Origin of the sequence: Pseudomonas entomophila, from assembly GCF_029478665.1 — a bacterium.
GTDB lineage: Bacteria > Pseudomonadota > Gammaproteobacteria > Pseudomonadales > Pseudomonadaceae > Aquipseudomonas > Aquipseudomonas entomophila_F.
The window spans coordinates 36,275-57,057 of sequence record NZ_JARPQB010000020.1; the positions used below are offsets into that span (position 1 = coordinate 36,275).

Below are 20,783 nucleotides of genomic sequence, written 5' to 3' on the forward strand. Positions count from 1 at the left end.
CCCTACTCCTTGACCCCGATCACCACCGACAGCGAACAGTGGTACGGCATGTCCGCCTGGCTGCCGGAACACCAGTTCAGGTCGTTGGAGCTCTGCGGGCGGTACAGCGGTGTGTCGCCCTGGTCGCGCTGGCACACGCAGCGGCCGCAGTTGCTCTTGCCGCAGCAGTCGTTGTACGAGATCACGTAGTCCTTGCCGTCGGTGGGGTTGTGGCAGGTGCCGATCCAGGTGATGTCCGAGCGCACGGTGCCCGGCGGGCAACTGCTGGAGGTGCCGCCGCAGCAGCCGCAGAGGAAGCCGTCGATGGCGCAGTGGCGCCAGTACTCGCAGCTGTTCGGGTCCCCCGACTCCTGCAGCCCGGCACTGGACTGGGCGAAGGCGTCGCCTCGGAACACCGGTAGCAACGTGGTCGCCCCGGCGCCGACCAGCAAGGTGCCCAGGCCACCAAGGAAACCCCGGCGCGAGGTACCGCGGGCAACGCGGCGGGTCAGCAGTTGGGTGGCTTCGTCGAACCAACGGATCGTCATGGCTGCTGCCCCTGTTGCGCGGCGTTGTACGCCTGGACGGTGGCATGCCCCAGGCGCCGTGCCTCCAGCAGGCTTTCCAGATGCTCGCGGGTGTTGACCAGGCCGTGGCTGGCGACGGTGCCGTGCTCATCGATCAGCACGCCGTAGGGCAGCTTGCTGATCTGGTAGGCCAGGCCCGCTTCTCGGGAGAGCAGGTAAGGGAACGCCTGCAAGCCGTGGGCGGTGATAAAGGCCAGGTGCTCATCCACTTCACCATCGCTGGCCAGCACGACCCTCAGCCGCTCCTGCCGACGCAGCGCATCGAGCACTGGCAGCAGCGTCTTGCACACCGGGCAGGTCTCGGACAGGAAGAACAGCAAGGTACCCTGCCCTTGCCCGTCGGCGCCACCGAGGTTGACCGAACCTCCGTTCAGGCTGGGCAAGGTGAACACGGGCGCCGTGTCTCCGGCCTTGATCGCCTTGCCCAGGGACAACGCCCCCACCGGCTGGATGCGTTCGTGCAGCAGCCCGACCTGGCGCGCCAGGGCCCACACGGCAAGGGTCAGCATCAGGATGATCGCCCAGGACAGCAGGCTGGAAATGATCAGTGCGTAAGTCATGGCCGTTGCCTCGGGAGTGCACGGTTGGAGATCAGCTGGTTGGCCAGCAGGTACAGGGCGGCGACGCTGATGAAGGCGAACACCAGGGTGCAGCCGTCGAGCCAGGTCAGCGGACGTTCGCTCACAGGCGTCAGCAGATTGCCAGCGACCAACGCCAGCAGCAGGTTGCGCCAGACCAGCGCCGCGGACGGCGGCTGGCGGCGGCCGCCGAAGTGGCAGCCGCAGTCTTCCAGGGAGCTACCCTCGCTCACGGCCGCCGCCAGCACGCCGGCATACAGCACCAGCAACCCTACGGCGGGCAGCGCTGCCAGCGGCCACCACAGGCTCAGCAGCAACCCCGAGCAGGCCAGCACATCCAGCACCGGCAACAGGTGCGGCCACACAGGCGCCGCGCACCAGCGGCCCAGTACCTGGGCATAGCGTTGCAACACAGCGGCGAACGCCTGGGGATCGTGCAGCTTGTGCAGCGCGGCAGCGCCCAGCAATAAGGTCAACCCACCGACACTGGCGACATGCACCAGGGGGTCATGCAGCAGTGCGACGGTCACCATGGCATCACCACGTTGAGGAAGCCCAAGGGGATATCGCCGACACTGCGCAGGTGCTCGCCGCTGTCGGCGTCGTACAGGTTCACGCCCTGGCGCAGCAGCGGTGTCAGCCCGGCCTCGCCTTTGGTGAGGTAGACCCACAGGGTGAACAGGCTCGGCATCGGCACCACCCAGTCCAGGCTGTACAGCCGAGGCCGGTCGCCCTGACTGACGCCGATGGCGGTGCTCTGCCCCTCGAGCGACAGGCGCGCCACCCGCTGTTGCGTGGCCACGTCGTACACCCATACCTCGGTGCCGGGCTTCTGGTAGTTCTCCGGCACATCCTTGTGCATCAGCACGTACAGCCGCCCACTTTGCTGGTGCAGGGCCACGCCATGGTTGCCGGCGATGCCCCAGCCATCGGCGCGCTCCTGGTCGCTGACCAGCGACCACTGCTTGATCGGCCGCACACCGTCGGCGCCCATGCCCAGGGCGCAGGCGCGGTTGTGCTGGGAAACGAAGTACCAGGTGTCGCCATCGCGCACACCGGTGGTCAGCAGCAGGTCCTGCAGCGGGTCGAATACCGACGGGGTGCGTTCCTGCAACGCCACTTGCCCTTGCTCATCCAGGCGCAGGTGGAAGAACCCGCCATTGCCGCAGATCGCGTAGAAGTCACGAGGGCCGGCCGGGTAGATCGACGCGCAGCCCGGGATCGGCACCTCGGTGACGAAGCGGTCGTGCGCCAGGTCGACCACCGAGATCGACTGCGCCGGGGTGAAGTTGAGCACCAGCAGGAAGCGCTCGTCGTCGGACAGCACGCTGAGGCCGGTGGAGATCAACGCGGTCATGCGCTTGGCCGGGATCGGGATCTCGCGCTTGGGGCTCAGGGTCCTGGCGTCGTACACCGTGACCACGTCGCTGCGCTGGCCACGCACGCCCCGGCTGAAGTAGATCTCGGTGGCGTACAGCTCGTCGCGGCTGCGCGCCAGTTGCAGGCCATTGGACCAGATGCCGGTGCTCAGCTGGCCGAGGTTGCGGCCCTGGTCGTCGAACAGGTAGGCACGGCCATCGACCATGTTGGGCGCATTGCTGCCCCAGAGCCAGAACCAGTGCTGGTCGCGATGATCGCCGAGCACTTCGACACGGGCCTGCTCCGGCACGAAGCCGGCCAACACCGATGACGCACCGGCGAGCAACGACAGGCCACACAGCAGATGACGCAAGGAACGCTTGAACATAGGGGCTCCGCAACAGGCGATCGGCCTGGGCTTGAGTCTATCGAGGGGCATTTTCGGTGGATTGGCGCGCGGTGACAGTCGGCTTGGCATCCGGTGCCACGCTGTCGACCACGCCCGCGGCGCCGAGCAGCAACAGATGGCCCGGCCGAGCGACCAGGGCCGCGAGGTTCTGGCGGTCCTCGCGCTGAGTGCTGGTGAAGTGCGCCACCTGCGTGTCGGAGACCGCCACCAGGCCGGCGTTGCCCACCAGGGCCACGCGGCCGTCATTCAGTTGCGCCACGGCGGTGATCGCCTCGCGGCTGCCGCAGTCGAGCACCTGCCAATGCCGGCCCTGGCTGTCGCCCAGCAATACCCGCCCGCTCATGCCCGCCAGCAGCACCCGGCCATCGCGCAGGCCGGTGCCGGTCCACAGCGAGCCACTGACACCCGTATCCAAGGCTTGCCAGGACCCGCCCTGGTCGGTGGAGCGGTAGGCGTGGCCGGCCTCGCCAACGATGAACAGGCTGGCGTCGGCGGCCTGGAACACCTGGTTGAAGTGGAAGTCGTCGCCCTTCTCGCCCACCTGCAATGCCTGCCAGGTGACGCCGCCATCGGCCGTGCGCGCGGCATAGCCATAGGCACCGACCAGCACGCCGTGGCGGGCATCGGTGAACAGCACCGACAGCAGCACCGGCTTGCCCTCCAGATGTTGTTGCAAGGTCCAGTCCTGGCCGCCATCGACGCTGTGCAGCAACACCCCGCCATGGCCCACGGCCCAGCCTTGCTGGCTGTCGACGAAGCTCACCGCGGTCAACAGCCCATCCACCGGCACGCTGCGCGCCTGGCGCCACTGCCGGCCATCGGCGGACAGCGCCACCACGCCGTGGTCGCCCACCGCGACCAACCCCTGCCCCGCCCTGGCCACGGCCACCAAAGGGGCCTGGCGTACCTCGTTCAGGGCAATGGCCGGTGCGGCCCAGGCCTGCCCCACGCACATCAACCCAAGCACCCAGGGCAACACGCGAACACTCTTCATCAGCCAACCCTTCTCAATGGGCGACCAGGGGCGCGCGTACCGGCCCCCGTCGCGGAACCAGCATTTCCAGGACCACGGCCAGGGCCGGCAGCAGGGTCACCGCCATCAGCATGTTGGCCATGAACATGAAGGTCAGCAGCAGGCCCATGTCGGCCTGGAACTTCAGTGCCGAGCACGACCAGGTGGCCACCCCCACCGACAGCGTCAGCGCGGTGAACACCGTGGCCACGCCCACCTCGCGCAACGCCTGCTGGAACGCGGCGACGATGTCGCGCCCCGCCGCCAGGTGCAGTTGCAGGCGGTTGTAGATGTAGAAGGCGTAATCCACCCCCACGCCCACGGCCAGCACCATCACCGGCAAGGTGGCCACGGTCAGGCCGATGTCGAGGGCCTTCATGAACCAGTACCCGAGGAAGGTCGCCAGGGTCAGTGGCAGGCAGCAGGCGAGCATGGCCCGCCAGTCGCGGTACACCAGCCCCACCAGCAGCACGATGGTCAGGTACACGTAGAGCATCATCGGCAACTCGGAGCCCTCCACCACCGCGTTGGTGGCGGCCTGCACCCCGGCGTTGCCGCTGGCCAGGCGCACGTTCACCCCGGGCAGCACATGGCGCTCGCGGTACTGCTCGATGGCCGCGGTCACCTGCTTGAGGGTGCTGGCCTTGTGGTCGGCCAGGTACAGGTTGACCGGCAGCACGGTGCAGTCGGCGTCGTAAAGGCGCAGCGCCTCGGGCACCTGGCGCACGGCCTCGCCCAGGGACAGCTCGTCGACCGGCAGCGCCGCCCACTTCGGCTGCCCTTCGTTCACCCCCGAGGCCGCCAGCTTGGCCATGGCCGGCAGCGACTGCGCCGACAACACGCCGGGCAAGGTGCCCAGGTACCAGGTCAGGCGGTCGACATAGGCCATCACCTCATGCCGATAGCAGCCACCCGCCGGGGTCTGCACGGCCACGGTGAACAGGTCCAGGCCCAGGGCGAAGTGCCCTACCACCTGCTCCACGTCCTGGTTGTAGCGCGAGTCGGCGTGCAGCTCGGGGGCGCCCGGCAGCACATGGCCGACATGCCGACCCTGGCTCTGCCACACCGCCAGCACCATCAGGCCCGCCCCCAGCAGCGTCACCCGTACCGCGTTGCGTGGCTCGGCGATACGCCCGAGGCCGGTCATCAGCCCTTCGCGGCGCGCCCGCAGGCGCTCGACCCGTGCCACGTAGCGCGCGTCGAAACGGCAGTAGCTGGCCAGCACCGGCAGCATCACCAGGTTGGTGACGATCTTGTAGGCCACCCCCACCGAGGCGGTGATGGCCAGCTCACGGATCATCGGGATCGGCACCAGCACCAACGTCGCGAAACCGACGAAAGCGGTAATCAGGGCCAGGGTGCCCGGGATCATCAGCCCGACGAAGCTGCGCCGGGCGGCGGTCATGCCATCGGCGCCGGCACAGACTTCCTTGGCGATGAAGTTGACCTGCTGCACGCCATGGGACACGCCGATGGCGAACACCAGGAACGGCACCAGGATCGCCAGCGGGTCGAGGCCGAAGCCCAGCAGCGTCAGGGTGCCGAACTGCCACACCACCGACACCAGCGAGCACACCAGCGGCAGCACCGTCAGGCGCCAGGAGCGGGTGTACCCATACACCGCCAGCGCCGTGAGCACGAACGCCAGGGCGAAGAACTCGACCACGCTGCGGGCGCCGGCGCCGATATCGCCCATCTGCTTGGCGAAGCCGATGATCTGCACGTCGAAGTCGGCGTTGGCGTACTGCGCCCTCACCTGCTCCTCCAATTGCCGACTGAAAGCGAGATAGTCCAGGCGCTTGCCCGTCACCGGGTCCGGGTCGGCCAGTTCCGCCACCACCATCGCCCCGCGCTGGTCGGTGGCCACCAGGCTGCCGACGAAGCCCCCGGCCAGGGTGCGCTCGCGGATGCCGGCGATGGCCCGGGCATCGAGGTTGCCGACGGTGACATCGCCGCCGACCACGTCCTCGGCCTTCATGCCTTCCTCGGTGATCTGCACCGCACGGGTGTTCGGCGTCCACAGCGAGGTGACGCTGCGCCGGTCGATGCCCGGCAGGAAGAACAGCGTCTGGGTCAGGTCGTGCAGGCGAGTGAGCGCCACCGGATTCCAGATATCGCCGTGGCGCGCCCGCAGCACCACGATGACCCGGTTGGCGCCGAACAGCACGTCGCGGTACTGGTTGAAGGTCTTGATATAGGGGTGCTGCTGCGGCAGTTGTTTATCGAAGCCCGCCGACATCTCCAGACGCGCGGCGAACAGGCCCATCACCAGGGTGACCACGGCCAGCAGGCCGAGGGTCGCCAGGCGATGGCGAAAGACCAGGCGCTCGAGCGCCGAGACCAGATAAGCCAGCATGAATAACCTCCCCGCCACGCGCCTTGCGAGCACGTGGCGGCCGGATCAGAAGGAGTAGGAAATATTGCCGCTGACGAAGTCGCGGTCGGCCATCAGGTTGTTGTCGCCGCCACCCCAGTAGCGCACCCACTGCAAGCCGCCTTTCCAGCGGTCGCGGTAGTTGAACAGCAACGAGGTGGTCAGCGACTTGCGCCCCTCGACGAAGGGCATGGCGTTGGGCGTGGTGCCCTTGACGTCGTGGCTGAAGTCCAGCTGCGGGGTGACGGTGACACCGCTGTCGAACAGGTTCGGGTAGTTGACCCCGAACTCGGTGACGTAGCCCCACGAGGTGCGGTCGGGCAGCGAGTAGTCCGGCAGCACGTAGGGCACCCGGCCCGAGGTGTCCAGCCCCGGATAGCGGGTGACCGCCACCTCCGCCAGCAGGAAACCGTCGGAGGCGCCCAGGGCGTTGGGGATGAAGCCCAGCGGGTCGTTGCCCGAGAAGGTGTAGGTGGCGTTGACGTCGGCCTGCCACTTGCGTTCCTCGACGAAGCCCTTGCTCACCCCGGTGTCGAACACGCTGTAGCGGTTGTAGCTGCCGGTCAGGCCTTGCCCGAAGGCCACCGTCGGGTCGATGGCCACGCTGTCGTGGGGCCGGAACGACAGCTCGCCGGCCACGGCCACCGGCCCCACCAGGGTGCTCATCGACAGGCCGAACAGGTCCTTGTCCTCGCCATAATTGATGAAGTAGTCGTCCACCACCAGGGCATCCGGGTTGCTGCGCGCCGTGTAGCCGATGAAGGGCAGCTTGTCGTGGTAGCGCTGGTAGAACAGGCCGAACTCGGTGTTGATCGACTCGGCCGTCCAGCGCAGGGCCAGGCCGTACTGGCCGCCATTGCCGGGCTTGTGTTCGCCGCCATAGGGCACCGCCAGGCCGCTGGCCACCAGTTGCTCGTGGCTCAGGCCGCTGGTCAGCGGGTCGCCGCAGCGGCCGCTCGGTGTCCCCGCGCAGGTACCGGGTTGCAGGCCTTCGACAAAGCCCGTCGGGTAGTAGATCGCCCGCCGCCCTTCGCCGGCGATGTCGGCGCTGGAGAAATAGCTGCCCACCGGGTCGACGTCGTAGCCGTTCCACTTGAACTGGTAGTAGCCCTCCAGGTTCAGGGTGTCAGTCAGCCCCAGGCTGAACGAGGCCATCGGCGCGGGGATGAACACTTCCTTCAACTGCGTGCCTGGGGTGTGGTACTTGGGCAGGCTCAGGGCGTTGATCTGGTTGATGCCGCCGCTGACGAACAGCTCCGCGCCCCAGCTGATCACCTGGTTGCCGACCTTGACCTTGGCCGGCATCTCGCCGAGGTCGAAGCTTTTCGCCAGCCACAGGTCGAGCAGGTCGAAGCGCTTGGTGGCGTCGCGCCTGGCCGGGCCTTCCAGGTCGGTGCGACGGGTGTCGTCCATCTTGAAGTCCCGCGCCCAGGCCACCCGCCCCAGGGCGCTCCAACCCTCGCCGAAACGCAGGCTCAGTTCGTGGGTGCCCTTGAGCACCTGGGAGAACACGTCGTGCTTGTGGTAGTTGAGGTTGCCATCGTCGGCGTTGCTGTAGTTGATGTCGGCGTTGGCGTAGCCGTTGCCGCGCTCCAGGTTGTAATAGCGGCCCAGCTCGTTGTTTGTGCCGGTGTTGCAGCCGCCGTTGTCGTTGCCCAGCAAGTGGCAGTCGGGCGATTGCAGGCGGCTGGCGAAACCGTAGGACAGGGTCGAGTCGAAGCTGCCCGAGACTCCATCCTCGCTACCGAATGTGAAGGCCTGGCAAGGCTGCGCGCCGAGCAGGCCGAGGACGGCCAGGGCCAGCGCCGGGCACGGGGCGGCCTGCGCCCATGCCCGCGAAGGGAATGTGTTCATGCTCTGCTCTCCTGGCGGTCAGCGCTCGCCGCGACGGCGCAGTTCGCCTGCATTGAACTGCTTGTCGCTGACCCGGCCTTGCAGGCCGGCGGTGAGGTCCAGGGCCGCGCCCTGCTGGGTGAAGCCGTCGGCGATGTAGCGCCGGGCGATCAGGTCATAGCTGACGTACTCGAAGCTGGTGCAGGCCTGGATTTCGGGGTCGGCCCACAAGCTGCCCTCCTGCACCCGCCACAGGTTGCCCTTGGCGTCGTACATGTCCACGTGCAGCAGGCTCCAGCTATCCTCGTCGAAATAGAACACGCGCTTGGCGAACGAGTGGCGCTTGTCGGCCTTGACCGTGGCCTCCACCACCCACACCCGGTGCTTCTCGTAGCGCTGGGCGTCGCGGTCCAGGTAGTGCTCGCCGATCAGCTTGTCGTAGGTGTTGCTTTTGTCCACCAGGCGGTAGGAGTTGTACGGCACCACCATCTCGCGCTTGCCCAGCAGCTTGAAGTCGTAGCGGTCCAGGGCGCCGGTGAACATATTGATCTGGTCGACGAAGTACAGGTTGTCGGAGCCGGCGATCGGGTTGTCGTAGGCGAAGGTCGGCGCCTGGCGCACGCGGCGCTGGCCGGGGAAGTAGATCCAGGCGTTCTGCGGCTGGTCCAGGCGGGCGTGCACCAGGTACATCTCGCCGGCGCGCGAGGACGGCGACTGGATGTCGTAGAGCAGCTTGGCCTCGACGTCGTCGGTGTCTGCCGGGGCCTTCACCGCCGGGTCGTTGTAGGGGTAGTACTCGCTGGCCCACTGGCGCACCTCGGTGAGCCCCCCGGCCGGCTCGCGGCGCAGGAACGAGATCTGCGCCTTGCGGCCCTTGGCCATGTAGCGCAGCTTGTAGTTCCACAGCACCTCGATGCCGCTTTTGGGTTGCGGGAACGGCACCGCCGCCCCGGCTGCTCGCTCCAGGCGCCAGCCGTCGGCGCCGATGCTGGCCTGGCCGGCGAAAGCCTGGGTGCGCTGCGCCACTTCGTCGGGGATCGCGCAGCTGCGGTGGGTGGGGTACACGTCGAGACGGTAGCCCGGGTAGGCCTTGATCAGCGCTACCTGCCCTTCCGGCAGTTGCGCCTGGTATTGGGCCACGTTGTTGGCGTCGATCGCGTACAGGCGCTTGTCGGCGGCGTAGGGATCGCCGTGGCCCGGCGACCAGCCGGCCGGGGCCAGGGTCAGGCCGCCGGTCCAGGCGGGGATGCTGCCGTCGGCGTTGCCGGCCTTTTCCGCGCCTGATGGGGTGAGGGCCGCCACGGCCGTGAACGAGGTGGTGGTACCGAGCAGCGCCAGCAGCGCGCCGCCCAACAGGGACAGGGGGCGTCGTTTCATGAACTTTTCCTTGCGTGATTGTTGTGGTTATCGAAAGGCAGTTCGTTGCAGGCAGAGGGGAAAAAGGGGCCGCCGAGGGACGGCCCAAAAAGCGTTTCCGGCTCTGCGTGACAGACAGTATTCAATGGCGACGGGCAGCGGCTTGACCGCGCGCGCCAGGGTGTTTGTCATCCGGTGCCAGGCCCCGAATGTGCGCCCTCTTCTGTAGGAGCCGGCGTTGCCGGCGAACACCGGCAACGCCGGTTCCATGCAGCGTGTCGCCTGGTTCGCCGGCAAGGCCGGCTCCTACAGAAGGATGTGTCAGGCCTTGAGGGCGCGCTCTTCCCACCAATCCCACGCCCGCAGCGCCTGGCGCGCCGTGCGCCCGGCCCAGCACGACAGGGTGTTGCCCGGCATGGCGATGGCCTTGCGGTTGACGATCCAGAAGTCGGTCAATTCGCTACGCCGCCCTTGCAGCAAGTCGGCGATGGTCCGCCCGTTGAGGTGGCACAGCGCAACCCCATGGCCGAAACACCCCCCGGCATAGACCATGCGTTCATCGCCGATGAAACTGATCTCCGGCACCATGTCGGCGTTCACCGACACCGGCCCGCCCCAGCGGTAGGCGATGCGCACATCGCGCAGCTGCGGGTAGATCCACTTCAGGTGCGCCTCGCAGTGCGCCCAGCTGGCCGGTGACGGCTGCTCGTCCATGGCGCTGCCGGTATAGGCCAGCACATCGCCGCCACCCATGACGATGCGACCGTCCACGGTCGGGCGGAAGTAGTGCAGCATCTGCCGGTTGTCACCGAACGCCTCCCTGCCCTGCCAGCCCAGGCGTTGCCACAGCGCGTCGCCCAGCGGCTCGGTGACCACCTGGTAGGTCCACAGCGGGAATTGCCGGCGCTCCAGCGCACGCGAGCCGGGAACCTGCCGCGAGTAGGCATTGGTGGCGATCACCAGCTTGTCGGCGGTCACCTTGGCCACGGGCGTGCGCAGCACGATGCCCGCACCACTGCTGTCGAAATCGAGCACCGGCGTCGCCTCATGGATACGCACCCCCACCGACGCCGCCAGGCCCTTGAGCCCGCGCACCTGCTTGCAAGGGTCGAGGTAGCCGGTCTCGGCTTCGCGAATGCCACCCAGCAGCCGCGGCGAGTCGTATTGCTGGCGCAGCGCGTCGCCGTCCTGCCAGCGCATGTCCGCCGCCAGCCCCAGCGATTCGTAAAGCGCCAGGGTCTTGCCCAGGCGCGCCGCCTGCTGCGGCGAATAGCTGACCCGCACCAGCCCGGCATGGCGGTAATCCGAATCGATGCCATGGCTGTCGATCACCTCGCGGGTATAGGCCACGGCCTTTTCGAGGTAGTGGTGAGCGTCGATCATCTTCTGCCGGCCCCAGCGCAGCACCACCAGCTCCGGCTCCAGGCCGAACAGTTTGGTGCTGAAACCGGCGTTGCGCCCGCTGGCGCCGAAGCCGATCAAGGCCGCCTCCAGCACCACCACCCGGGCACCGGGGTTGTCGCGCTTGAACTGCCAGGCCGTGTTGAGCCCGGTGAAGCCACCGCCGATCACCGCCACATCGACCTTGAGGTCTTCGGTCAGGCGCGTGTTGGGCGCGTAGATACCGTAGTCGTGTTGCCAGAAGGAGCGATGTTCATGCACAGCGTCGTTGTTGTTGTCGTTCATGCTGGACTCTCGGGTTTCGCATAGGAACATGCGGTCCCTTCGAGCCTATCGGGCGACACGTCAACTGGATTGCCCGGCGATGCCAGATTTTCAGCACCCCGCGCCAGGCGCGCGCCCGGCCTGGCGGAACTGCTGCGGCGACTGCCCGGTCCAGCGGCGGAAGGCACGGGTGAACGAGCCGGACTCGGCGTAACCGAGCAGCAGCGAGATCTGCGTCATCGAGTAGTCGGAATGGTTCAGGTAACCCAGCGCCAGGTCGCGGCGCACCTCCTCCACCAGCACCGAGAACTCGATGGCCTGGTCCTTGAGCCGACGTTGCAGGGTGCGCCGGCTCAGGCCCATGCGCGCGCTGACCTCGTCCAGCGACGGCACGCCGCTGGCCATGCCAAGGGCGATCATGCGGGTGACCTGGGGCAGCAGCTCGTCGCTGACGCTGCGCTGCTCGCGTTCCCGTTGCAGGTAGGGCTCCAGGGCTTGGAACAGCCGCTCGTTGCCCTGCGTCACCGGCAGCTTGAGCACCTCGATGGGCAAAGTAATACGGTTGGTCGCCTGGCCGAAGAACAGCGGGCACATGAACAACTGCTTGTGCACCGAGACATCTGCCGGGCGCGGGTGCTCGAAGTCCACCCGCAACGGCCGCAACGGGCTGGCGGTGATCAGCTGCAGCTGGCGCAGGATCGCCGCGATGGCGAACTCTGCGTCCTGGCGGCGGTTGACCACGGTGGTGTCGGTGACCTGGTAGGTGATGCGCAACTGGCGGCTTTCGCAGCAGTAGTCGATGGATGACTCCTGGGCGAACACCACGATGTAGGTGTGCAGGGTCATCAGCGCCTTCTCGACGCTGGGCGCGCAATGCAAGGCGTGGCCCAGGGCGCCGATATCGTCGGCTTCGGTCTGGCTGCCCAGGGTCAGGCCGATGGCGGGGTTGCGGGTGCCGGCGGCTTCCCACAGGGCGACGTACTGGTCGCCGGGGATCTCGATATCGGCGCGGTCCAGCAACGGCAAGTCGATGCCAAGGGCGTCCAGGTGCGGGGCGAAGATGGGCTTGAAGCGGCGGAAGAAGTTTTCCGAGATGACAGTGCGCGCTGATTTCATGTTGTTCTTCGCAGGCCAGTGAGTCTGTGCCGTTTTCAGCAACCGGCATCGTAACCGATTGTTGCCGAGACCAGGCAAAGCCTCAACAGGCAGGTGCGAATGGTGCTGTAGGAGCCGGCCTTGCCGGCGAAACAGGCAACGCGGTGGCTGGCACCGGCTGTGCCGGTGTTCGCCGGCAAGGCCGGCTCCTACAGGGGATCAAACCGAACGCAGGTTCAAGGGGCTTGGTTCAACATCGCTAGGTTGCCGCACTTCCTGGGCGCAGGCCACGAAGTCTTCCTTGCGCAGCACCACCAGCGCAATCAACGACGCCACCCCAGTCGCCACATAGAAATACCAGGGCGCGGTGATATCGCCGGTCACCTTGATCAGCCAGGTGGAAATCAACGGCGCGCTGCCGCCGAACACCGCCACCGGGATGTTGTAGGCCATGGCGATGCCGGTGGAACGGATGCGCGTCGGCAGCAACTCGCTCATCAGCGCATAGGTCGACGACGCATAGAGCCCGAACAGGATCGCCACCGCCATCAACGGCCAGAACAAGGTGGCCGGGGTGGCGCCGGGCGCCGCCTTGAAGAACCAGTACATGGCCAGGGTCGCCAGCACGCCGATCACCATCAGGAACGGCTTGCGCCCGTAGCGGTCGGTGAAGGCGCCGCCAAACGGCATCACCACCGCCGCCGACAGGCTGGCGACGAACACGTAGAGCAAGGTGGTGCCGCTGTCGAATTTGAGGGTGTTGGACATGTAGGTCGAGGCGAAGGTCAGCACCAGGTAGAAGATCGAGCTGTGCAGGGTGATGATGAAGAACACCAGGGCAATCGAGCGCTTCCACTGCCACACCTCGCGCAGCGGCGCCTTGGAGGTTTCCCCGGCCTCCACCAGGGCGATGAACTCCGGGCTGTCCTCCAGCTTCAGGCGGATATACAGCGAGATGAAACCCAGGGGCCCGGCGATCAGGAACGGAATCCGCCAGCCCCACGCCTGCATCAGCTCGGCGCCCAGCGCCCAGGTCATGCCATTGGCCACGGCGCCACCCAACAATAGGCCGAGCACGGCGGTGACCATCAGCCAGCAGGTGGCAAAGCCTCGGCGCCCGGGACCGGCATATTCGGAGATGAAGCTGGTGATGGTGCCGATCTCGCCGCCGGCGGAGAAACCCTGCACGCAGCGGATCAGCACCAGCAACACCGGCGCGGCGATGCCGATGCTGGCGTAGGTTGGCAACAGGCCGAGCAGGAAGGTGGAGCCGGCCATCAGCACCAGCACCGTGATCAGCGTGCGGCGGCGGCCGATGCGGTCCGCCAGGGGGCCGAAGAACAAACCGCCCAAAGGGCGGATGAAGAAGCTCAGGGCAAAGGCCGCGAAGCTGGCCAGCAGGCTGCTGGTGGGGTCGTCGGAGACGAAGAAGGCCTTGCCGATGTACAAGGCCAGGAAGCCGTAGACGCCGTAGTCGTACCACTCGATCAAGTGACCGGTGGTGGCGCCGAGAAACGCCCGGCGCCGCTGGCGCTGGGGGGTATTGGGTGACATGCCCATCAAGGGAACTCCTGTCGTGTTGCTGTCCATGAATACCGTGCTTCAGGGGCTGCTCAAGGCCCCTTTCGGGTCTTGCAGCCACTGGCGCACGCGGGTCTTGAGAATCTTGCCATAGCTGTTTTTCGGCAGCTCGGTGCAGAACTGGTATTTTTTCGGTTTCTTGAACGAGGCCATGCGCGCCAGGAACCAGTCGTTGAGCGCCTGGGCCTGGAGGCAACCCGGCCTGCGCGGCACCACGAAGGCTACCACCGACTCGCCCCATTCGGGGTCGGCCTCGCCCACCACGCACACTTCGAACACCCCGGGATGCTGCATCAGCACCTCTTCCACTTCCCGCGGGTAGATGTTGCTGCCGCCGGAGATGATCACATCCTTGCTGCGGTCGGTCAGGGTCAGGTAGCCCTGATCGTCGAGCTGGCCAATGTCGCCGGTCAGCAGCCAGCCGTCCACCAGGGCGGCACGGGTGGCCTGCGGATTGTCCCAATAGCCCTGCATCACCGGCGCGCCGCGCACGGCGATCTCGCCGGTTGCCCCGAGCGGCAAGGGGCTTCCATCGGCGCCCACCACCCGCACCTCGACGCAGGCCTGGGCACGCCCCACCGAGGCGGCGATGCGTGGCCAGTCGGGGTTGGCTCGGTCGGCGATGGCTTCACGGGACAGCGCGCTGATGGTCATCGGGCATTCGCCCTGGCCGTAGATCTGCACCAGGCGCGGGCCGAAGGTGTCCAACGCCTGTTCCAGATCGGCCAGGTACATCGGCCCGCCGCCGTAGATGATGGTCTTCAGCCCTTCGCCGCCATAGCCCTGCAGCCGGGCCTGCTCGACCATGCGCTTGACCATGGTCGGCGCGGCGAACAGGCTGACATTGCCCAGCGCCTGGGCCAGCTCGAACAGCTCCGCCGCCTGGAACCCACGGGACTCCGGCACCACATGGCGGGCGCCGCAGCGTACGTGAATGAAGTTGTAGAGCCCGGCGCCGTGGGAGATCGGCGCGGCATAGAGCACCGCATCGTCCGCGCCCACCGTGTCCACATCCAGCGGGTAGCACAGGGACATGGCGACCAGGTTGCCATGGGACAGTTTCACCCCCTTGGAGCGCCCGGTGGTGCCGGAGGTGTAGAACAGCCAGGCCAGGTCGGCGTCCGTGCGTGGGTGCGGCCGCACCAGCTCCTCACCCGCCACCTGCCGAAGCTCGCCCAATCCGGGTGCGGCCAGCTCCCGGCAGCCGAGCGGCAAGGCGATGCCGTCGAATACCTGGCCGTCATCGGTGTAGATCAGCCAGGCCCCGGCATTGCCGGCAATCCAGGCAGCCTCCAGGGCGTGCAGCTTGCTGTTGATCGGCACCGCCACCGCCCCGCACCACCAGATGGCGTAGAGCAGTTCGAGGTAGCCGCAGCTGTTCTTCATCAGCAGCGCCACCCGATCGCCCGGCGAGATGCCGTATTCGTGACGCAATTGCAGGGCCCGGGCTCGAGCCCGCGCCGCGAACGCCTGGTAATCGGCCACCTGGCGCGCGCCCTCGAACAGCGCCGCGCGTTGGGGCCAGCGCTGGGCGGTGTCGCACAGCCAGTTGGCGATGTTCATGTCACACCCGCACCGCCTGCAGGACACTGGCGTAGTTGGCCACCGCCATGCCGCCCATGTTGAACAGCAGGCCGAACTCGGCGCCCGGCACACCCAACCCGATAGGCTCGCCGACCAGCTGGGCAAAGCCCAGGGCATGCATCGACACCCCGGTGGCCCCCACCGGGTGCCCCTTGGCCTTGAGCCCGCCAGAGAGGTTCACCGGCAGCCGCCCGCCCGGGCGCACGGTGCCATCGTCGATGGCGCGGTGCCCTTCCCCTCTAGGGGCCAAGCCCATGGCTTCGTAGATCAGCAGTTCGGCGATGGTGAAGCAGTCGTGGACCTCGGCGAAGCTCAGGTCGTTCAAGGTCACGCCGGTTTCGCGCAACGCCCCGTGGATCGCCCGTTGCGGCCCCTCGAAGGCCAGCATGTCGCGGCGCGACAACGGCAGGAAGTCGTTGACCTGCACCATCGAGCGGATCGCCACCTGGCGCCGCATCGAGCGCGCCCGGCGCGGCGACGCCAGGATGATCGCCGCCGCGCCGTCGCTGATCAGCGAGCAGTCGGTCAGGCGCAACGGCGGCGCGATCAGCGGGTTGCTCGGCGACGGGTTGTTGCAGTGCTCGAAGTCCATCACCCGGTGCATCTGCGCCAACGGGTTGGCCATGGCGTTGGCGTGGTTCTTCACCGCGATCGCCGCCATCGATGCCAGCGGGCTGTGGTAGCGCTCGGTGTACTGCTGCGCCACCTGGCCGAACAGCTGGGCGAAGCTCAGCCCAGCCTCCGACATCGCGTTCTGGTAACCGGCGCCGGCCAGCGCCCGAGTGACCTCGACCGTGCTGTTGCCGGTCATTTTCTCGGCCCCCACCACCAGCACCAGCTCGGCGGCGCCGCTACGGATGGCGTGGATTCCCGCCTGGATCGCCGCCGCCCCCGAGGCGCAGGCGTTCTCGCAGCGGGTGGCGGGCTTGAAGCGCAGTTGCGGGTCGGCCTGCAGCATCAGCGAGGCGGGAAAGCCATCGGCCACCAGCCCCGAGTTGAAGTGGCCGAGGAACAACGCATCGATCTCGGCGGCTTCGATGGCGGCATCGGCCAGGGCGTCGCGGGTGACCTTGACGATCAGGTCCTCGAGGTTCAGGCCATCCAGGCGACCAAAAGGACTGTGCGCGGCTGCGACGATGGAAACGGAATCATGAAACATGGTGATTTTCTTCTGTCCTTGAAGCGGGTAATCCATACAATGTGTCAGCACCCGAATCCCACGCTAGTTGGGGCAACTACGTACGTGAGTAAGTAGTGAGCGCTACGGGGCATGACCATGACACCGAGGCAGGACGCCTGATGACAGTACATACCCCACCCTACCCCGACCTCGAGCGCCTGGCATTTCAGGTGTCGCCCGCGCCGCAACTGATTACCGGGCATCGGCGGATGCTCGACTGCAACCAGGCGTTTGCGCGGCTGTTCGGGTATACCCGGGAAGAACTGCAAGGGCATCTGACCTTGTTGTTGTATCCCTCCCATGCGGATTACCAAGCCATCGGCGAACGTAGCGAGCACTGGCTGCGCAATGGGCTGGGGGCTTTCTATACCGATGAGCGGTTCATGCAGCATCGCAATGGCGAGGTGTTCTGGGCGCGGGCCCATGGGTTCACGTTGACGACGGAGGATCCGTTCGAGCTGATGATCTGGCACTTTGAACGGCTTGATCGGCAGCCGGCGCCTACGGTTCAGCTGACGCCGCGGGAGCGGGAGATTTCGTTGCATATCGTGAATGGGTTGACGTGCAAGGAGGTGGCGCGGCGGTTGGGGATATCGCACCGAACGGTGGAGGTGCATCGGGCGCGGTTGATGAAGAAGTTGCAGGCGAAGAACAGTGCGGAGTTGGTTTCGAAGATTATTTTTATTAGTTGAGAGTATGATTTGAGCGCAGCTCAAAAGCCAAAGCAACGCTTCTTGACAGGCAAATCAAGCTTCCCTCGGGAAAGAAACACACTTTATCCACTGTCAACTTAACCCTCGATCCTTGACAGAATTACGCCAAAAATGAATTACACTCGACCACGAAAACAAAACTACCCTTGCCACCTATCATCCACATCGAACAACTCATACTGACGCACCTCAATTGCTCGCTCATAAAACAAGGAGAGTTTCGCCTCCTGAACATTCCCCCATCGCGTTGACACACAGTAGGAAAACAACTCCGCCTCCTTCTCTTGAACATAACGGAGTGCCTCTTCATCCAGATGTTCATCAATGAAGCGCCTTAGCGCCTCACCCGGGGCCAGCTGCCATATCACCAACCTTCGGATCGCTCGAACAAGATTCCCCATGGGAGAGGGGTTAGGCTGCAAATTAACGTCAAGTCTCTTGGTCTTTAAACGTTCAAAATAGTCCTCAGGACATATCAGCTTCCGCGCCCTCAGATCATAAGCGATCGCATCCCAGTCAAAGAAAGTGCCAAGCAGAACATCTTCCAATGTTTGCATTGGCACATGCTGTCGTGCCCATGTGGTTTCGAGGGCCCAGAAATCAATTTTCCATGGCCCACTTTTATAACCGTAACCGCCGAACCGGTTAGGCTCCGCACCAAGCCGCTCGGCCAGCAATTTGACCTTCTCTTTGGAGTCTTCAATGACAAGATCCACATCAGACCTGAAGCCATATCGACCTTCGCGAGCAAGGTCGCGGACAAGCCCACCGATCACCGCAACCCGTTCAAAGGAGAGAAAATTTTCCGCCAAAATCGCCTGCAAGGCCTCCATCTCTCGAGATTTATTGCTCCAGAGATATCGATCCAGTCGGCGTTTTAACGCAGATTGATTAGGCGCAATTGGCATCGGGCATATCTTTAATATCGTTCCAGAGACGCATGGCAAATGTATCGGTCATTCCTGACACCATATCGGTGAGTAGACGAAGCTCACGATAGCGCAGGCCTGATGCCACTTCTGAGGGATTGGTAGGCTCATGAGCCTGCTCAACATAGTTTTGGCTGATTAAGGAAAACACATACTTGGCACGAGCCCCTATCCGCGCAGAACGAAGGTCGGAAATATCCTTCCGATGAGAAATCGCCTCCCAAATCACTGTCATCAACCCATCGATAGCCGCTGCACCCAATGCCTCGGTTCGCAGCACGGAATAATGATTAAAGGCGTTCTGCTTCGCGACTTTCTGCAGTTCCCCACAAAGCACGCTACTGTCCATCAACGGCTGGATTGGCTCAAATGAAAATATAGCGGAAGACTGTGCCACGAACCTGGCGCTCGCGTGATCGATCAAACTTCCGATCAGGCATGCGCGCAAGTACTCGATCTTGATATCACGCTGATTCTTCGGGGAAAGTTTGCGCGACTCGACTCTACGGAAGACGCCTTGAATCTTTTCAACTACCGGATCATCGCTTTTAAACACCTGACGTAGAATCACCAGAATATCATCTGGAGACATAATGCCTTTCTTGAGCACATCATCCACGTCCAACACGGAGTAAGCAATATCGTCACACGCTTCCATGATCCAAGTCAGAGGGTGACGCTGTCCTTCCTCCAGACCAGTGTGCGCTCTCACCCACTCAACCACGTCTTTTTCAGATTCGAAGTAACCGCCTTTTTTCCTGACGGGATCATTTTTAACCCTGCTCAAGTAACTCACAGGATATTTCAATCCAGCAGCAAGAGTAGCAGCGGACAGGTCGAGACCAAGGCCGTCAATATGGGTCTGCAAGCGGGTCAGGAGGCGAAGACTCTGCGGATTGCCATCAAAGTCAGTGAACTCAGACCGATAAGCATTGGGGACTGTAACGTCTAAAGGGGTGTCACCTTTACCCTCCACGCCTTCGCGAAGGTGAGTAAAGATCCAGTTCTTACGTCGTTCAAACCAACGCCCAATAGCAACCTCCCCTTGGTGACCAAACGGAGGATTACCCAAGTCGTGCCCAAGACCTATTGATAACAATAAAGGGTTGATGACATCGGTTTGCCCTTCGTCGGTGCTGTAGAGCTTGAACTCATCGCGGACTGCCTTGTACGCACGAGCACCAATAGAGCGCGCCAGGTTGGCCACCTCATGAGAGTGCGTCAAGCGCGTACGCACGCCATCATTTTCTTCCATGGGCCAGACCTGAGTTTTATCAGCCAGGCGACGAACCGGAGTGGAAAACAGCAAGCGATCATAGTCCTGCTGAAAGACCGATCGGTGGTCCCTGCTAGGGCTGGAGGACTCAACTTCGGCCTCTTGCCTACCTCCACCCTCGACTGAAGCATCAGGTTTGCGAGGGCGACGTGCTTCAGACCAAATGCTTGGGGCTGCTGGCTGTTCTTTCATCAGGGTCCTTCCCGGAAGGCTGCGTTCAGATGGCCGAGAACAGTAGCACATTGAGCTCCACAGCCAAACGCGCAGCTGCCTCAGCCGACCAGCAGTCGTGGTCTGCGCGTGACTCGAAATAACGAGAAGCGCAGGTACCTCAGCCCAGTCAGGCGGCGCCTTTGGCCTGCTGTTCCAGGTGCACCTGCAATGTCGGATCGATTTGCAGTGCACTGGCCAATTCGTCCAGATAGGCCCGCTCTGCGGCCTGCTGGTCATCCACCAGCATCACGCTGGCCAGGTACATTTCCGCGGCCATGGCCGGGTCCTGGGCCGACTGTGCCACCTCGGCAGCATCGAGTGGCTTGCTGACTTCCTCATCCAGCCATTGTTGCAGTTGCGGGTCGCTGGTTTGACGTTTGATCTCGGCGTAGATCAGCTGTTCTTCTTGCTGGTCGATGCGACCGTCAGCCTTGGCTGCCGCAATCAGCGCGCGCAAGATGGCATGGCTGTGATTGTCGGCATCGGGGCCGGACAATTGATCGACAGTACGCAGGGCCTGTTGCGGGGCTGCCGCCTGGCTGCGCTGCCAGCTTTGATAGGCCTGGAACGCCAGCATGCCCAACGACGCCAGGGCCGCGTAATCGGTGCCACCTGCGGAACGCCCCTGGGTAGCGCCGCCTGCGCTGCCGCCACCCAGCAGGCCGCCGAGTAAACCACCAAGGCCACCTCCGCCACCCGCTGCACTGCCGCCTCCCAGCAGCCCTCCTAGCAAGCCGCCCAAACCGCCCAGGCCGTCTTGCGATGACACGCCACCGCTCCCTTGTTGCGCTTGCGAGCCCTGCCCGGCCCGCAGTAACTGTTCGAGTAGATCACTGGTGTTCATTGCAGCGCCCTCGCTCGGTAGTCGTTGCCCAGAGAAGCAACGATAGACCCCGCAAGGTAATTCGCCATGACCGTCTGACTGACGGGCAAGCAGCATCAATTTAACGGGGAATTGGTGTCCGATTTAGCGGGGGCAAGTCCAGCCGCCCTGTGCTAAACCTAAATGTGCCTCCAAGGCCGTTCGAGAGGAGCTCTAGGGATAGTGAAGTTCGACAGT

17 protein-coding genes are annotated in these 20,783 nt (G+C 64.8%); 1 reads left to right on the plus strand and 16 read right to left on the minus strand.

The features are described 5' to 3' along the window. Window positions 1-2: 2 nt before the first annotated feature. The 13 genes from P5705_RS12240 to P5705_RS12300 all read right to left on the minus strand — a co-directional run bounded on the left by P5705_RS12240 (window position 3) and on the right by P5705_RS12300 (window position 16,571). A complete protein-coding gene (locus P5705_RS12240; RefSeq protein WP_277461119.1) occupies window positions 3-527 on the minus strand; it encodes a methylamine dehydrogenase light chain in 525 nt (174 codons plus the stop codon). Beyond that, on the minus strand, window positions 524-1,126 hold the full coding sequence (mauD, locus tag P5705_RS12245) for a methylamine dehydrogenase accessory protein MauD (RefSeq protein WP_277461120.1): 603 nt from the start codon (window positions 1,124-1,126) through the stop codon (window positions 524-526). The genes P5705_RS12240 and mauD overlap by 4 nt, the downstream gene beginning before the upstream one ends. Further along, complete coding sequence (locus P5705_RS12250) at window positions 1,123-1,677, minus strand: MauE/DoxX family redox-associated membrane protein (protein WP_277461121.1); 555 nt, start codon at window positions 1,675-1,677, stop codon at window positions 1,123-1,125. Before P5705_RS12250 ends, mauD begins: the two co-directional genes overlap by 4 nt. Further along, window positions 1,671-2,891: an amine dehydrogenase large subunit gene (locus tag P5705_RS12255; RefSeq protein WP_277461122.1), complete on the minus strand. Its 1,221-nt coding sequence runs from the start codon at window positions 2,889-2,891 to the stop codon at window positions 1,671-1,673. The genes P5705_RS12250 and P5705_RS12255 overlap by 7 nt, the downstream gene beginning before the upstream one ends. A 37-nt stretch (window positions 2,892-2,928) precedes the next feature. Further along, the gene (locus P5705_RS12260; protein ID WP_277461123.1) at window positions 2,929-3,906 is read right to left on the minus strand and encodes a WD40/YVTN/BNR-like repeat-containing protein; all 978 of its coding nucleotides are present in this window, start codon (window positions 3,904-3,906) and stop codon (window positions 2,929-2,931) included. Window positions 3,907-3,919: 13 nt separating this feature from the next. Further along, the gene (locus tag P5705_RS12265; RefSeq protein ID WP_277461124.1) at window positions 3,920-6,280 is read right to left on the minus strand and encodes an efflux RND transporter permease subunit; all 2,361 of its coding nucleotides are present in this window, start codon (window positions 6,278-6,280) and stop codon (window positions 3,920-3,922) included. A gap of 45 nt (window positions 6,281-6,325) precedes the next feature. Further along, window positions 6,326-8,152 (minus strand): DUF1302 domain-containing protein, encoded by a 1,827-nt coding sequence (locus tag P5705_RS12270; protein ID WP_277461125.1) that lies wholly within the window; start codon window positions 8,150-8,152, stop codon window positions 6,326-6,328. 18 nt (window positions 8,153-8,170) lie between these two features. Beyond that, on the minus strand, window positions 8,171-9,508 hold the full coding sequence (locus P5705_RS12275) for a DUF1329 domain-containing protein (RefSeq protein WP_277461126.1): 1,338 nt from the start codon (window positions 9,506-9,508) through the stop codon (window positions 8,171-8,173). 300 nt (window positions 9,509-9,808) lie between these two features. After that, complete coding sequence (locus tag P5705_RS12280; protein ID WP_277461127.1) at window positions 9,809-11,173, minus strand: NAD(P)/FAD-dependent oxidoreductase; 1,365 nt, start codon at window positions 11,171-11,173, stop codon at window positions 9,809-9,811. 90 nt (window positions 11,174-11,263) lie between these two features. After that, window positions 11,264-12,268: an AraC-like transcriptional regulator QhpR gene (gene qhpR / locus P5705_RS12285; RefSeq protein WP_277461128.1), complete on the minus strand. Its 1,005-nt coding sequence runs from the start codon at window positions 12,266-12,268 to the stop codon at window positions 11,264-11,266. A gap of 198 nt (window positions 12,269-12,466) precedes the next feature. Next, a complete protein-coding gene (locus tag P5705_RS12290) occupies window positions 12,467-13,807 on the minus strand; it encodes an MFS transporter (RefSeq protein WP_277461129.1) in 1,341 nt (446 codons plus the stop codon). Between the two features lie 42 nt (window positions 13,808-13,849). After that, complete coding sequence (locus tag P5705_RS12295) at window positions 13,850-15,391, minus strand: class I adenylate-forming enzyme family protein (RefSeq protein WP_277461130.1); 1,542 nt, start codon at window positions 15,389-15,391, stop codon at window positions 13,850-13,852. A gap of 1 nt (window position 15,392) precedes the next feature. Continuing rightward, window positions 15,393-16,571 (minus strand): acetyl-CoA acetyltransferase, encoded by a 1,179-nt coding sequence (locus P5705_RS12300; protein ID WP_011533742.1) that lies wholly within the window; start codon window positions 16,569-16,571, stop codon window positions 15,393-15,395. A gap of 140 nt (window positions 16,572-16,711) precedes the next feature. Between P5705_RS12300 and P5705_RS12305 the strand changes: the two genes are divergently transcribed. Beyond that, entirely contained in the window at window positions 16,712-17,284 is a 573-nt protein-coding gene (locus P5705_RS12305) for a LuxR C-terminal-related transcriptional regulator (protein ID WP_252091596.1), read from the plus strand. 161 nt (window positions 17,285-17,445) lie between these two features. Here the strand turns inward: P5705_RS12305 and P5705_RS12310 are convergent, their stop codons facing one another. Genes P5705_RS12310 through P5705_RS12320 form a run of 3 tightly spaced genes read right to left on the minus strand, consistent with a single transcriptional unit; the run spans window position 17,446 to window position 20,567 of the window. Next, a complete protein-coding gene (locus P5705_RS12310; protein WP_277461133.1) occupies window positions 17,446-18,213 on the minus strand; it encodes a hypothetical protein in 768 nt (255 codons plus the stop codon). Beyond that, window positions 18,197-19,960, minus strand: coding sequence for a deoxyguanosinetriphosphate triphosphohydrolase family protein (locus P5705_RS12315; RefSeq protein WP_346780505.1), 1,764 nt, complete (start codon window positions 19,958-19,960; stop codon window positions 18,197-18,199). The genes P5705_RS12310 and P5705_RS12315 overlap by 17 nt, the downstream gene beginning before the upstream one ends. After that, window positions 19,851-20,567 (minus strand): tellurite resistance TerB family protein, encoded by a 717-nt coding sequence (locus P5705_RS12320; protein ID WP_277461135.1) that lies wholly within the window; start codon window positions 20,565-20,567, stop codon window positions 19,851-19,853. The genes P5705_RS12315 and P5705_RS12320 overlap by 110 nt, the downstream gene beginning before the upstream one ends. Between the last annotated feature and the right edge of the window lie 216 nt (window positions 20,568-20,783).